The following is a 13,519-nucleotide window of genomic DNA, read 5'->3' on the forward strand; positions in this document are numbered from 1 at the left end:
CGCTTATGTCAATCAATTTCCCTTTGCTGTTGGTGATCGCTGTAGCGGTTTGCGGCGCCCTGGCGCTTTTCGATCTGCTGTTCCTGGCGCCGCGCCGGCGGGCGGCAATAAACGCATACGAAGGGCGTGTCGGCGAACCCGACGAGGTCGTTCTGGCCCAGCTCGGCAAGGAACCGTTGCTGGTGGAATATGGCAAGTCGTTCTTCCCTGTACTGGCCATCGTTCTGGTGCTGCGGTCGTTCCTGATCGAGCCGTTCCAGATTCCCTCCGGCTCGATGAAGCCGACACTGGAAGTGGGCGATTTCATCCTGGTCAACAAGTTTGCCTACGGTATTCGCTTGCCCGTGCTGGATAAGAAGATCATCGAGGTCGGTGACCCTCAGCGTGGCGATGTCATGGTGTTCCGCTATCCGAGCGATCCGAATATCAATTACATCAAGCGGGTTGTCGGTCTGCCGGGCGATCACATTCGCTACAGCAGCGACAAACGCTTGTACATCAATGGCGAACTGGTCGCCGAGCGGCTGTTGGGCGAGGAGCCGGGTTCGCTGGGCAGTGCCCAGTTGTATATGGAAAAGCTGGGCAAGGTCGAACACCTGATCCGCAAGGAAATGTCCCGTTACCGGATCGAGGCCGGTCATGAGTGGCACGTGCCGGCAGGGCACTACTTCATGATGGGTGACAACCGCGACAACTCCAACGACAGTCGCTACTGGAACGATCCGAGGATACCGAGGGAACTCCTGGGCATGGTTCCGGACGGCAATATCGTTGGCAAGGCCTTCGCCGTCTGGATGAGCTGGCCCGATCCCAAGCGCAGCAATCTGCCCAACTTCTCGCGAGTGGGCCTGATTCACTGATTTGCTTTTCGCGGCGCTGTTCAATACGGCGCCGCCGGCTATATATAGTCTTGGCTGGCCCCCAAATAACTCCGACAACGAGGTCACTCATGAAATTCGCGCGTTCGCAGAACGGCATGTCAATGCTGGGTTGGTTGGCGGTATTGGCGGTCGTGGCGTTCCTGGCCAGTACGGCTTTCAAGATCATCCCGCATTATTTCGACTACATGGCGATGGAGAAAGCCATCATGTCTGTCGAAACCGATAATGCGGCTCAGGTCCAGAATGTCAGTGATTTTTACTCGCATATCGATACGGCTATGCAAGTCAATAGTGTTCGCGATATCGATTTGCGTGAAGTGCTAGAGGTTAAAGTGGAGAACAATGAATTCCGCGCTCACCTAAAGTACGAGAAGCGTGAGCCGCTAATCGAGAACCTGGATTTGGTGGTTCGTTTCGACAAAGAATTCCGCGTACGCATGCCGTGAGTTCTTCGCTAAGCCGTCTCGAGCGCAAGCTCGGCCACACGTTCAAGGACCAGGAGCTGATGCTTCTGGCCCTGACTCACCGCAGTTATGCCGGGCGCAACAACGAGCGCCTGGAGTTCTTGGGCGATGCCATACTCAACTTCGTGGCCGGCGAGGCGCTGTACGAGCGTTTTCCGCAGGCACGCGAGGGCCAGCTGTCGCGTCTGCGGGCGCGTCTGGTGAAAGGTGAGACACTGGCTATCCTGGCTCGCGGCTTCGAGCTTGGTGAGTATTTGCGCCTCGGGTCCGGCGAGTTGAAGAGCGGTGGTTTTCGCCGCGAATCGATTCTGGCCGATGCGTTGGAAGCCTTGATTGGCGCTATTTACCTGGATGCCGGCATGCAGGTTGCCCGCGAACGGGTGCTGGCCTGGCTGGCGGGCGAGTTGGATGGCCTGACCCTGGTCGATACCAATAAGGACCCGAAGACCCGCCTGCAGGAGTTCCTGCAGTCCCGCGCCTGCGAGCTGCCGCGCTATGAGGTAGTGGACATCCAGGGTGAGCCGCACTGCCGGACTTTCTTCGTCGAATGTCAGGTCAGCCTGTTGAATGACAAGACTCAGGGCCAGGGTGTCAGCCGCCGTATCGCCGAACAGGTGGCGGCGGCGGCGGCATTGATTGCTTTGGGGGTGGAGAATGGCCATGACTGACGAGAACCAGACCCGCTGCGGCTATGTTGCGATCGTGGGGCGACCCAACGTGGGCAAGTCCACGCTGCTCAACCACATTCTCGGACAGAAGCTGGCGATAACGTCGCGCAAGCCGCAGACCACGCGCCACAACATGCTCGGTATCAAGACCGAGGGGCCGATCCAGGCGGTCTACGTGGATACGCCCGGCCTGCACAAGAACAGCGAGAAGGCCCTGAACCGCTATATGAACAAGAGCGCCGCATCCGCCCTGAAGGATGTCGATGTGGTGGTCTTCGTGGTCGATCGCACCCGCTGGACGGATGAGGACCAACTGGTCCTCGACCGCGTGCAGTACGTTCAGTGCCCGCTATTGATCGCCGTGAACAAGACCGACCGTCTCGATGACAAGGCCGCTCTGATGCCGCACCTCGAGTGGCTCGCACAACAGTTGCCGAACGCCGAGATCGTACCGATCTCGGCCCAGCAGGGGCACAACCTCGATACCCTCGAGAGGTTGGTGGCCGAGCGCCTGCCGGAAGGCGAGCACTTCTTCCCGGAAGAGCAGATCACCGACCGCTCCAGCCGTTTTCTCGCCGCCGAGCTGGTGCGCGAGAAGATCATGCGTCAGCTGGGCGCCGAACTGCCCTACCAGATCACTGTGGAGATCGAAGAATTCAAGCAGGAGGGCCGCATCCTGCATATCCACGCACTGATCCTGGTGGAGCGCGAAGGGCAGAAGAAGATCATCATCGGTGACAAGGGCGAGCGCATCAAACGCATTGGCCAGGACGCACGCAAGGACATGGAGGTCATGTTCGACTCCAAGGTCATGCTCAACCTCTGGGTCAAGGTGAAAGGCGGCTGGTCTGACGATGAGCGCGCCCTGCGTTCCCTCGGTTACCTGGATATTTGAGCCATAGGCTAGCTGCGTCGCGCGCCTTGCATGGCTCTTCTTCCCTCATTTCGCTGTACGAGGCCTGCTGATGCTTGCCTTCGTCCTGCATAACCGCCCCTACAAGGAAAGCAGTGCCCTGGTGGATTTCTTCACCGCCGAAGGGCGCCTGCGTGCCGTCTTGCGTGGCGCGCGGGGCCGGGCTGGTAGCCTGGCGCGGTCGTTCGTGCCGCTGGAAGTGGAGTTTCGGGGCCGTGGCGAGCTGAAGAATGTCGCTCGCCTCGAGGCGGTCGGCGTCGCCCATTGGCTGAGTGGCGAGTCGCTGTTCAGTGGCCTCTATCTCAACGAGCTGCTCGTGCGCTTGCTGCCCGCTGAAGACCCCCACCCCTCACTGTTCGATCACTATGCCGCAACGCTTTCGGCCTTGGCGGCCGGTCGCCCGCTGGAGCCGCTGCTGCGCGCCTTCGAGTGGCGACTGCTCGATGAACTGGGCTATGGTTTTGCCCTCGACATGGATCTACATGGGCAACCCATCGACGCGTCCGGCATCTACCGCCTGTTGCCGGATGCCGGCCTGGAGCCGGTCGGCCGCTTGCAGTCGGGAACCTTCCAGGGCGCCGAGCTGCTGGCGATGGCCGAGGCCGACTGGAGCGCGCCGGGCGCCCTGGCGGCGGCCAAGCGCTTGATGCGCCAAGCCCTTGCCCCCCATCTAGGCGGCCGACCTCTGGTCAGCCGCGAACTGTTCATGACTTTGAAGGAGCCTGCCCGTGACTGAAGCCAACCGTATTTTGCTGGGTGTGAACATCGACCACGTCGCCACGCTCCGCCAGGCCCGTGGTACCCGCTATCCCGACCCGGTCAAGGCGGCACTGGATGCCGAGGAAGCCGGGGCGGATGGCATCACCCTGCATCTGCGCGAGGACCGTCGGCACATCCAGGAGCGTGATGTGCACCTGATGAAGGACGTGCTGCAGACGCGCATGAACTTCGAGATGGGGGTGACCGAAGCCATGTTGGTGTTCGCCGAAAGCATCCGTCCTGAACATGTCTGCCTGGTACCGGAAACCCGCCAGGAGCTGACCACCGAAGGTGGGCTCGATGTGGCCGGGCAGGAGGCACGCATCAGCGCCGCCGTCGAGCGCCTGGCCCGAGTGGGATGCCAGGTTTCGCTGTTCATCGATGCCGAGGAACGGCAGATCGAGGCGGCGGCACGCATCGGCGCCCCTGCCATCGAGCTGCACACCGGCCGCTATGCTGATGCTCGCAGTCCCGGGGAAGTGGCGCTCGAACTGGCTCGGGTGCGCGATGGCGTGGAATTCGGACTCAGCCACGGGCTCATCGTCAACGCCGGCCATGGCCTGCATTACCACAACGTCGAACCGATGGCGGCGATTGCCGGTGTGCATGAGCTGAACATCGGCCATGCCATCGTTGCTCATGCGCTCTTCGTCGGCTTCAAGCAGGCGGTGGCGGAAATGAAACAGTTGATCCTGGCGGCCGCTGCCCGCCGCTGAACATTTCGACTGTCAGGGCTTGCGGGCCACCAGCGTGGCGCGGGTCGGCGCTGGCAGGCCCTCGATGGTACGGCTGTGGTCGCCCGGGTCGAGGAACTCTTCCAGTGACTGGTAACGCATCCAATCGGTGCTGCGCTGCTCCTGCACGGTGGTGTGGCTGACATCCACGCAGCGCACCTCGACGAAGCCGGCGCGGCGCAGCCAGAGCTCCAGCGCCGCCACCGAGGGCAGGAACCAGACGTTGCGCATCTGCGCGTAGCGATCCTCGGGTACCAGCACGGTGCAGGCATCGCCTTCCACCACCAGGGTTTCGAGGACCAGTTCGCCACCCCTGACCAGGCAGTCCTTGAGCGCCAGCAGGTGATCGATGGGCGAGCGGCGATGGTAGAGCACGCCCATGGAAAAGACGGTGTGGAAGCCTTCCAGCTTTTCCGGCAACTCTTCGAGGGTGAATGGCAGGTGCCAGGCCGGAAATTCCGGCAGGTAGCGCTGCATGGCCTGGAACTGGCAGAAGAACAGCCAGTTCGGGTCGACGCCGATTACGCAATCGGCACCGGCACCGAGCATGCGCCACATGTAGTAGCCATTGCCGCAACCGACATCCAGCACGCGCTTGCCGCTGAGATCCAGATGCGGAGAAACCCGCTGCCATTTCCAGTCCGAACGCCACTCGGTGTCGACATGCACCCCGAACAGGTCGAAGGGGCCTTTGCGCCATGGCGACAGGCCGAACAGAGCCTGGTGCAACTGGGCCTGGGTCCTGGCGTCGCAGGGACCGTCCAGTAGAAAGTGCCGGTCAAGTTCGATTCGTTCGGCCGACAGCGCCGGCAGGGCATCGAGGGCAGCCTGCCAGCGTTCGAGATCGCCGTGGCCGACTTCCAGCTTGGCATCGAGCTGTGCCTGCAAGGTGTTGGCCCAGGCGGCCAGCGGGGTGCCGGCCAAGCGCCAGGCGAGGGGTTTGAGGTCGATCATGGCAGGGCGATCAGCGAGGCGAAGTTGAGGCATTGGAACCAGGGCACGACCTTGCCGAAGCCGGCGGCCAGCAGGCGCTGGCGGTGCTCCTCCAGGCTGTCGGGCAGCATGACCTTTTCCAGCGCGCTGCGCTTCTGGGCAATTTCCAGTTCGCTATAGCCGTTGGCGCGTTTGAAGGCGATATGCAGCTCGCCGAGCAGCGCCTGCTGCTCGGCGTCCTCGAAGCGCAGCTTTTCCGAGAGGATCAGCGCGCCGCCCGGCAACAGCGCCTGGCGGATGCGGCGCAGCAATTCCAGGCGGCGCTCCGGCGCGATGAACTGCAGGGTGAAATTCAGCGCCACCAGCGAGGTGGGGTGGAACGTCAGGTCGAGTATGTCTGCTTCCATCACCTCGACCGGCAGCAACTCCTGAAACATCGAGTCTTGGCCGTGCAGGTATTCCCGGCAGCGTTCGACCATGGCGCTGGAGTTGTCGACCGCCAGCACCCGGCAATCCTCGCTCTTGACGTGTCGGCGCAAGGCCTGGGTAACCGCGCCCAACGAGCAGCCCAGGTCGTAGAGCAGGCTGTGGGGCTGGGCGAACTGCGCGGCGAGCACGCCGATGTTCTCGACAATGGTCGGGTAGCCTGGCACGGAGCGCTTGATCATGTCCGGAAACACCCGCACCACGTCTTCGTTGAAGGCGAAGTCGCGCACCTGGGCAAGGGGTTGGGCGAACAGGCGGTCGGGTTCTTGGCTCACGTCGATTCCGAAAGGCAGGGGGCGGAAGGGCCGGCATTTTAGCGAAATGCCGGCGCCGGCCAAACCTCTGTCATTTCAGTTGGTCGGAAAGGTACTCGCCGGCTCCCTGCAACGGCCCGAGCGGGTTGCGCTTGACCTCGTAGCGGCGAATGTTCGGCTCGCCGCTGCTGACCTTATGGATCACCACGTCGTCGACCAGCACGAACACGGTGCGGAATGCCCAGCCCTGGACTTCGCGCTTCTTGCGGAAATTGAACACATCGGCCCAGAAGCTGCCGACCCGCTGGGTGTCGGTCTTGGAGAATTCGAAGGAGTAGCCGACGCAGCGCTCCTTGGCCTCCAGGCATTGCACCAGACTTTCCGGCAGGTAGTCGATGGGGATGTTTGGCTGGATGAACATCAGGCGCAGATCGATGAAGGAGAGCATGCGGCCATTGCCCTCGACCAGCGGATCGAAGCCCAGGGAGAACAGTTCCGGGCGCCGGGTCCGGCCTGGAATCACCTGGGAATAGCGGATCTCTGCATCCAGATAGTCATGGAAGGGCGAAAGCGTTTCGGCGCGTTCGCTGGGCAACAGGCTACTGCAACCGCCTGCCAGGACGATCAGGAACGGCAGGCACACCTTTGCGCTTCGGCCAGGCATTGCTCACTCCGGAAATAATGCGTGTCCCCTTTCTATAGACGATCTGGCGAGAGCTTGCCGTAGCGTTTGCTGGGCAGCGGGCGAAACGGTGATGGGGTCCTCTGTCGGGTGTTTATTTCACGGAAACATGGCAATCGAAGGTCTTGGCCGGGGCGACCTCGACTTCCCAGGGGCGCTGGTAGGTCAGGAGCAAGCGGCCCTTGCCGGCTTGGCTAGCCTGGAAGCGCCAGGTCGATTGGCCGGCGCCGCCCACCAGGCCGACGTCTTCCGGTGTGCTGTAGACCTCGGGGCCGAGGCTGGTCAATACGCCCGGCGCGCTGTCCTTGAGTTGCCAGCGAAAGCCGGTGGTGGGATTGCTCGGCAGGGTGAGGACCAGCGTATCGCCTTTGGCAAGGCGCAGCGGGCGGCAATCGCCGTTCTGGTTCAGGCTGACGCTGCCGGGCTGGTGCGCGCAGGCAGCGAGCAGGCCCAGGCCGAGCAGCCAGAGCAGGTGCGGGCGGGCGGTCATGTCCAACTCCTGTCGTGACGAGGCGGCCAGCATACCGCTCTTCCGGGGGCGGCTGTAAACCGTTGGCTTAGCCACATCGTTCAGGGGAACAGTATCTTGACCACGTCGGAGAAGCGCTTGGCGAAATGCACGGTCAGCCCTTCCTTGAGGTAGTTCGGCAGCTCCTCGAAGTCGCCGCGGTTGGCTTCCGGTAGCACGATCTCGTACAGCTTCTGCCGGCGCGCGGCGATGATCTTCTCGCGCACGCCGCCGATGGCCAGCACCTGTCCGGTCAGGGTCAGCTCGCCGGTCATGGTCACGCCCTTCTTCGGTGCCTGGTTGCGCGCGAGCGAGAGCAGGGCGCTGGCCATGGTGATGCCGGCGCTGGGGCCGTCCTTGGGCGTGGCGCCCTCAGGCACATGCAGGTGCACGAAGGCCTGGTCGAAGAACGTCGGATCGCCCTTGAACTGCTTCAGGTGCGAGGCGATGTAGCCGTAGGCGATATCCGCGGACTCGCGCATCACGTCGCCGAGCTTGCCGGTGAGCTTGAAGCCGCGGTTGAGGGTGTGGATGCGGGTGGCCTCGATGGGCAGGGTGGCGCCGCCCATGCTGGTCCAGGCCAGGCCGGTGATCACGCCCACGCCATGCAGCGTCTGCTCCGGTCGCCAGAAGGGCATGCCCAGCGCCTCTTCGAGGTTCTTCGGGCCGATCTTGATCTTCGTCTTGCTGTCCGGATTCTCCAGCAGCTTGACCACCGCCTTGCGCACCAGCTTGCCAAGCTGCTTGTCCAGCTGGCGAACCCCGGCCTCCCGCGCATAGCCTTCGATCAGCGTCTTGAGCGCCGAGTCGGTAATGCTCAGTTTGTTCTTGGCGACGCCGGCCTTCTCCAGTTGCCGCGGCCACAGGTGACGCTTGGCGATCGCCAGCTTTTCCTCTGTGATGTAGCCGGACAGGCGGATGATCTCCATGCGGTCGAGCAGTGGGCCGGGGATCGAGTAGAGGGTATTGGCGGTGCAGATGAACAGCACCTTGGAAAGGTCCAGGCGCATGTCCAGGTAATGGTCGAGGAAATTGACGTTCTGCTCGGGATCGAGGGTTTCCAGCAGCGCCGAAGCGGGGTCGCCCTGGAAGCTGGCGCCGAGCTTGTCGATTTCGTCGAGCATGATCACCGGGTTCATCACCTCGACTTCCTTCAGTGCCTGCACCAGCTTGCCTGGCTGGGCGCCGATGTAGGTGCGGCGATGGCCCTTGATCTCCGCCTCGTCGCGCATGCCGCCGACGCTGAAACGATAGAACGGCCGGCCCAGGGACTCGGCGATGGATTTGCCGATACTGGTCTTGCCGACGCCAGGAGGGCCCACCAGCAGCACGATGGAGCCGTCGATGGCGCCCTTGTAGGTGCCGACGGCGAGGAATTCGATGATGCGGTCCTTGATGTCCTCGAGGCCGGCATGGTGCGATTCCAGCACCGTGCGCGCATGGGCCAGGTCGAGCTTGTCCTGGACGTAGACGCCCCAGGGCATCGACGAGGCCCAGTCGAGGTAGTTGCGGGTTACCGCATATTCCGGCGAGCCGGTTTCGAGGATGAGCAGCTTGTTCAGTTCCTCCTCGATGCGCTTCTGCGCCGTGGGCGGAACGTTCTTGCCCTCCAGGCGCGCACGGAACTCGTCGGCGTCGGCCTGGCGGTCGTCCTTGGTGATGCCCAGCTCCTGCTGGATGATCTTCAACTGCTCCTTGAGGAAGAACTCGCGCTGGCGCTCGCCGATCTTGCGGTTCACTTCTTCGGACAGCTCCTTCTGCAGGCGCGCCACCTCCACCTCGCGGCGCAGCAGCGGAAGCACCTTTTCCATGCGCTTGAGGATCGGCACGGTATCCAGCACTTCCTGCAGTTCGTCGCCGGGCGCAGTGGTCAGAGCGGCGGCGAAATCGGTCAGCGGTGAAGGTTCGTTGGGGCTGAAGCGGTTCAGGTAGTTCTTCAGTTCTTCGCTGTACAGCGGGTTGAGCGGCAGCAGTTCCTTGATGGCGTTGATCAACGCCATGCCGTAGGCCTTCACCTCGTCGCGAGGGTCCTGGGCGCTCTTGGGGTAGTCCACTTCCACCAGGTAGGGCGGCTTGCGGCTCAGCCAGCCGCGGATGCGTACCCGCGCCATGCCTTGGGCGACGAACTGTAGCTTGCCGTTTTCCTGGGAGGCGCGGTGCACGCGCACCAGGGTGCCATGTTCCGGCAGCGCGTCCGGATCGAAGCGGCCGTCATCGCCCGGCGGTGTTTCCGAGTAGAAGAGTGCCAGGCTCTGGTGAGCGGTATTGGCGACCCGCTCGAGGGTCTGCGCCCAAGGCTGCTCGTTGACGATGATCGGCAACACCTGGCCTGGGAAGAACGGACGATTGTGGATGGGAATGACGTAGAGCCGCTCCGGCAGCACCTGTCCCGGCAGGGCCAGGCTGTTCTGCGAAGCCTGGTCGTCATCCTCCACGATTTCCGGATGAATAGTCTGTTCGTTCATGCGGCCCCCTGGTTAATGCAGTCTGTCGGACTACATGGGGAGGGGCGGCGGGCTTTTCAATGCGGGCGATATGCTGGCGTCGGCAGTTCAGGGGCCATAGGCCTGCGGCGGCTTCAGGCCAGGCTCAGGCGCAGGCCCTGCAGGCGTTCGTCGATGATCGGGGTGAGCAGGGCGAAGCATTCGCCTGGCGCCAGCTTCACCTTCGGCGCGGCGATCAGGTCCCGGTCGAGGTGGGACAGCACCTCGCGCAGGCGCCGTTCGCCGTTCGAGCTGGCCAGGCGCTGGCAGAGATAGCGCATCTGGATCTGCAGCTCCAATGGGCAGCGCTCATGATTGGCCGCGCGCACCGCCAGGCCGCGCAGCCGGGCCAGGTCCTCCAGCGCCCGGCAGGCGTCAGCCAGCCCGTCGACGCAACGGGCGTTGCGCTCGCCCAGGCACAGCTCCAGCAGGTGCAGGCTTTCCAGCAGGCGCTCGATCAGTTGGCTGTGTCCGTTGAAGTCCTCCGGGGCGTCGCGCAGCGCCGGCCAGAGTCCGGCGATCTCCGGCAGCGGCGGTCTGGCAGTCGACCAGCGCTGCCAGCCGTCGTCCAGTTGCCTGGCCAGGGCGTCGCGTTGGCGCAGGCTCGGGGCGTCGAGCTGGGCGCCCAGGCCGCGATGTTTCTGCAGGTTCTGCAGCAGTTCCAGGGCCAGCTGCAAGGCGTCGATGTCCTGGCGGTCGAGCAGGGCGGCGTGGCGTCGCGCCGCCAGCCGGTTCAAGGCATTGCCGCCGAACAACAGCAGGGCGCCGATGGCGAGGGTCAGCCAGAGTTCCATGGTCAGCGCTCCTTGGGCGTGGTGAGCCGTGTCAGGTAGAGAGTCAGGCGGTGCAGTTCATGGGTTTCTTCGCGTTGCTCCGCGACGCCCAGGGCCATCCGCCGGAGTTGGTCTTGCAGGGCCTGGCCGGCCGCGCCGTGTTGGTCCAGGGTGCGCTGCAGGGTGCGCAGTTCGGCGAGGCTCTGCTGGCTCTGCTCGGCAAGTCGTTGCAAATCTTCCGCCAACGCCTCGCTGCGCGCGGCACCCTGGTCGAGCAACTGGCGGTGCGCATCGACCTCCGCGCACACGCCACTCACTGCCTGGTCGATATTGCCGATGACGGCGGCGATGTCCTGGACCGTGCGATCGCTGGCCTGGGACAGTTTCCGCACCTCGTCGGCGACCACCGCGAAGCCGCGGCCGTGCTCGCCGGCGCGGGCCGCTTCGATGGAGGCGTTCAGCGCCAGCAGCTGCGTCTGCCGGGCCAGTGCCTGGATGCTGTGCAGCGAGCTGCCCACGGTGCGGGTGTGGTCGAGCAGCCGGGCTACCGCCTCGGCGGTTCGGCCCAGGCTGCCGCGGATGTCGGCCATGGCGACGCCCACCGATTGGGCGTCCTGGTGGCCGCTTTCACTTTTTTGGTGCGCCGCGCGGAAGGCGGCCATGGACTGCTGGCCGAGCTGCTGGATGTGCGCCAGGGTCTTGCCCATGTCGTCGCCAACCTCGGCAATGGCGGTGACCAGGCCGGCCTGGGCATCGCTCCGGTGCTCCGCCCTGGCAGTCATCTCGGCCAGGGCCTGGCTGGCGAACTCCACCTCGCTGCGCAGCCGCTCGGCCCCTCGGCGTGCCTGGCTGGTGCCGGCGATGAGCGAGTGCAGCGCCGATTCGTCGGCGCCGAGCTGATGCAGGAGGAAGCGCAAGCGCAGCAGCTGCTGGCGCAACCCCCGGGTCTGGTGCAGATACAGCCCCAGGCCCGCCAGCAGGACGGTCAGGGCAGGCCAGGAGGAATCGGCAAGGAGCAGCAGGATGCCGGCCAGCCAACAGCCGAGGATCGGCCAGAAGCAGTCGCCCGGGATGCTGTTCGGGCGGTTGTCGGAGAGTGCGGACGGCATGCTGCTCGGGCTCCTGCGCAGACGGAATGGCGCCATCGGCGAAGCAAGTTGCCGGCCAGCCGCTGCCGTCCCGTTGGTCGGTGGGGCTGACGAGGGCCCCCCGGACTGGGTAAAGTTCACCCTTGCACGCTGTCGCCGTGGAGTTTCGATGCTCAGCACCCGCTTGATCCGCCTGGACGAGCAAGCCCATGTCCATGCCCACGATCACCATCAACTGGTGATGTCGCTGGCCGGCCGCGCCGAGTTCGACGTCGGCGGGCGGGGCGGCGAGGTCTGCCGCATGCGCGCCTGCCTGGTTCCGGGCGATGCCGGGCACTCGTTCGCCGGCATGGGCGACAACCGCATGCTGATCATCGACCTGAACGAGGAAAGCTGTTCCGGCGAAGACTTGGAACTGCTCGCCCAGCTGTTCGAAACCCCGCGCTACCCAGCCCTGGATGCGGACTTCCAGAACCTGCTCAACTACGCCGGTGCCGAACTGGCTCGCTATGGCAGCGACCCGTTGCTGGCGCGTGCGCTCAGCGGCGTACTGCTGCGCGCGTTGCACCTGCGCCTGTTCGGAGACGTGGCCAGCGGCCCGGTCGGGCCGCTGGATATCGAGCGGCTGGACGCGCACATCCGCGATAACCTGGCGCGGCGCATCACGGTAGCGGAGCTGGCCCAGGTCGCCTGCCTGAGCCCCAGCCATTTCCATGCGCAGTTCAAGGACAGCGTGGGCCTCACGCCGCATCAATATCTGCTCAAGACCCGCCTGGATCGCGCGGCGCGCTTGCTGCGGGAAAGCCCGTTGCCGCTGGTGCGCATCGCCGAGGAGTGCGGTTTTTCCAGCCAGAGTGCACTGACTACCGCCATGCGCCGCTACCTCGGCCTCACGCCCAGGCGCCTGCGCGGCGCCGAATAGCCCTCTCTATCGCCGGCTCGGTAACGACTGTCGGCCGCTCGACCGATCAGCGAAAACTCTGAACTCTCGCAGACGACTGTCCTCGCAACTGTATGCGGACAAGCTGCAAGCGCGGCGCAGGCTGCTTGCGATCTGCCGTAGCCTGAGCTTGTGCGCATCGGGAGCTGCGGGCAGGGCCCGTGGCTGTACGTGCCTGAAAGCAAGAGGAGGACAGCATGAAAACATTCAACAAGAGCCTGCTCGCCGTGGCTCTGAGTGCGTTGCTTGCGACTCCGGTCATGGCGGCGGATGTCGATCCCTACCAGAAGCCCGACGATAGTTGGATCAGCATCAACGGTACGGTGAAATCCGCCGGCGCCGATACCTTTCTGCTTGATTACGGCGATGGCGTGGTTACCGTGGAAATGGACGACTGGGACTGGTATCGCGAAGGCTACAAGCTGCTCAACGGTGACAACGTCACCGTCTACGGGCGCATCGACGACGATCTTTTCGAAGCCACCACGATCGAAGCCGATAGCGTCTACGTGAAAGGTCTGAACAGCTACTTCTATGCCAATGATGCCGACGAAGAAAGTCTGGTGCTGCCAGTCGTCACCACGACTGTGGTAGCGACGCCGGTGGCGACTACGGTGGTGCAGGGAACGGTTACCAAGATCGATGGCCGTGACATCACCGTCGATACCGGAGGAGGCAAGATAGTAGTGGACACTGGCAGCATGCCTTACAACCCGCTGGACGAGAAAGGCTATCAGAAGATCAAGGAAGGTGATCGGATCAATGCGGTCGGCGCCATCGATGGCGGGTTCTTCACCTCGCGTGAGTTGAAGGCCGACGCCATCACCACGTTGTCTCAGGACAAGAGCAAGCAGACCGGTTGATCAGGGTCGTGATCCGCAGGCCCCGCCCTTGGCGGGGCCGCTTCCGTTTGCCGGACCTTTTTGTAAAAACTCCATAGCTTTCTGCAAGAA

15 protein-coding genes are annotated in these 13,519 nt (G+C 63.8%); 8 read left to right on the forward strand and 7 right to left on the reverse strand.

All coding sequences use genetic code 11. The features are described from left to right. The first annotated feature begins 5 nt into the window (after positions 1-5). The 6 genes from lepB (at position 6) to pdxJ (ending at position 4,401) form a co-directional block, all read left to right on the forward strand. Positions 6-860: a signal peptidase I gene (lepB, locus tag ACWKV7_RS13375; protein ID WP_483858175.1), complete on the forward strand. Its 855-nt coding sequence runs from the start codon at positions 6-8 to the stop codon at positions 858-860. Between the two features lie 89 nt (positions 861-949). Beyond that, positions 950-1,327 carry a DUF4845 domain-containing protein gene (locus ACWKV7_RS13380; RefSeq protein WP_483858176.1) on the forward strand — a complete coding sequence of 126 codons (378 nt, stop codon included), beginning with the start codon at positions 950-952 and terminating at the stop codon, positions 1,325-1,327. Then, a complete protein-coding gene (rnc, locus tag ACWKV7_RS13385; protein WP_483858177.1) occupies positions 1,324-2,013 on the forward strand; it encodes a ribonuclease III in 690 nt (229 codons plus the stop codon). The genes ACWKV7_RS13380 and rnc overlap by 4 nt, the downstream gene beginning before the upstream one ends. Then, the gene (gene era / locus ACWKV7_RS13390) at positions 2,006-2,908 is read left to right on the forward strand and encodes a GTPase Era (RefSeq protein ID WP_483858178.1); all 903 of its coding nucleotides are present in this window, start codon (positions 2,006-2,008) and stop codon (positions 2,906-2,908) included. Before rnc ends, era begins: the two co-directional genes overlap by 8 nt. Before the next feature lie 70 nt (positions 2,909-2,978). Then, complete coding sequence (gene recO / locus ACWKV7_RS13395) at positions 2,979-3,662, forward strand: DNA repair protein RecO (RefSeq protein ID WP_483858179.1); 684 nt, start codon at positions 2,979-2,981, stop codon at positions 3,660-3,662. Further along, complete coding sequence (pdxJ, locus tag ACWKV7_RS13400) at positions 3,655-4,401, forward strand: pyridoxine 5'-phosphate synthase (RefSeq protein WP_483858180.1); 747 nt, start codon at positions 3,655-3,657, stop codon at positions 4,399-4,401. The genes recO and pdxJ overlap by 8 nt, the downstream gene beginning before the upstream one ends. A gap of 12 nt (positions 4,402-4,413) precedes the next feature. Here the strand turns inward: pdxJ and cmoB are convergent, their stop codons facing one another. From cmoB to ACWKV7_RS13435, 7 genes are all read right to left on the reverse strand, one after another. Then, complete coding sequence (gene cmoB, locus ACWKV7_RS13405) at positions 4,414-5,373, reverse strand: tRNA 5-methoxyuridine(34)/uridine 5-oxyacetic acid(34) synthase CmoB (protein WP_483858181.1); 960 nt, start codon at positions 5,371-5,373, stop codon at positions 4,414-4,416. Beyond that, the gene (gene cmoA / locus ACWKV7_RS13410; RefSeq protein ID WP_483858182.1) at positions 5,370-6,113 is read right to left on the reverse strand and encodes a carboxy-S-adenosyl-L-methionine synthase CmoA; all 744 of its coding nucleotides are present in this window, start codon (positions 6,111-6,113) and stop codon (positions 5,370-5,372) included. Before cmoA ends, cmoB begins: the two co-directional genes overlap by 4 nt. 70 nt (positions 6,114-6,183) lie before the next feature. Beyond that, on the reverse strand, positions 6,184-6,756 hold the full coding sequence (locus ACWKV7_RS13415) for a hypothetical protein (protein ID WP_483858183.1): 573 nt from the start codon (positions 6,754-6,756) through the stop codon (positions 6,184-6,186). Between the two features lie 112 nt (positions 6,757-6,868). Further along, positions 6,869-7,264 carry a protease inhibitor I42 family protein gene (locus ACWKV7_RS13420; protein ID WP_483858184.1) on the reverse strand — a complete coding sequence of 132 codons (396 nt, stop codon included), beginning with the start codon at positions 7,262-7,264 and terminating at the stop codon, positions 6,869-6,871. A gap of 80 nt (positions 7,265-7,344) precedes the next feature. Next, entirely contained in the window at positions 7,345-9,747 is a 2,403-nt protein-coding gene (lon, locus tag ACWKV7_RS13425) for an endopeptidase La (protein ID WP_483858185.1), read from the reverse strand. A gap of 113 nt (positions 9,748-9,860) precedes the next feature. After that, on the reverse strand, positions 9,861-10,559 hold the full coding sequence (locus ACWKV7_RS13430; protein ID WP_483858186.1) for a hypothetical protein: 699 nt from the start codon (positions 10,557-10,559) through the stop codon (positions 9,861-9,863). Between the two features lie 2 nt (positions 10,560-10,561). Then, positions 10,562-11,647, reverse strand: a complete 1,086-nt coding sequence (locus tag ACWKV7_RS13435) for a methyl-accepting chemotaxis protein (RefSeq protein ID WP_487249211.1) — start codon at positions 11,645-11,647, stop codon at positions 10,562-10,564. A gap of 148 nt (positions 11,648-11,795) precedes the next feature. Here ACWKV7_RS13435 and ACWKV7_RS13440 point away from each other — a divergent pair, with 148 nt between their 5' ends. Further along, entirely contained in the window at positions 11,796-12,548 is a 753-nt protein-coding gene (locus tag ACWKV7_RS13440; protein ID WP_483858188.1) for a helix-turn-helix transcriptional regulator, read from the forward strand. A gap of 215 nt (positions 12,549-12,763) precedes the next feature. Next, entirely contained in the window at positions 12,764-13,429 is a 666-nt protein-coding gene (locus ACWKV7_RS13445) for a hypothetical protein (RefSeq protein ID WP_483858189.1), read from the forward strand. Positions 13,430-13,519 lie beyond the last annotated feature (90 nt).

This window comes from Zestomonas ipomoeae (assembly GCF_057128665.1).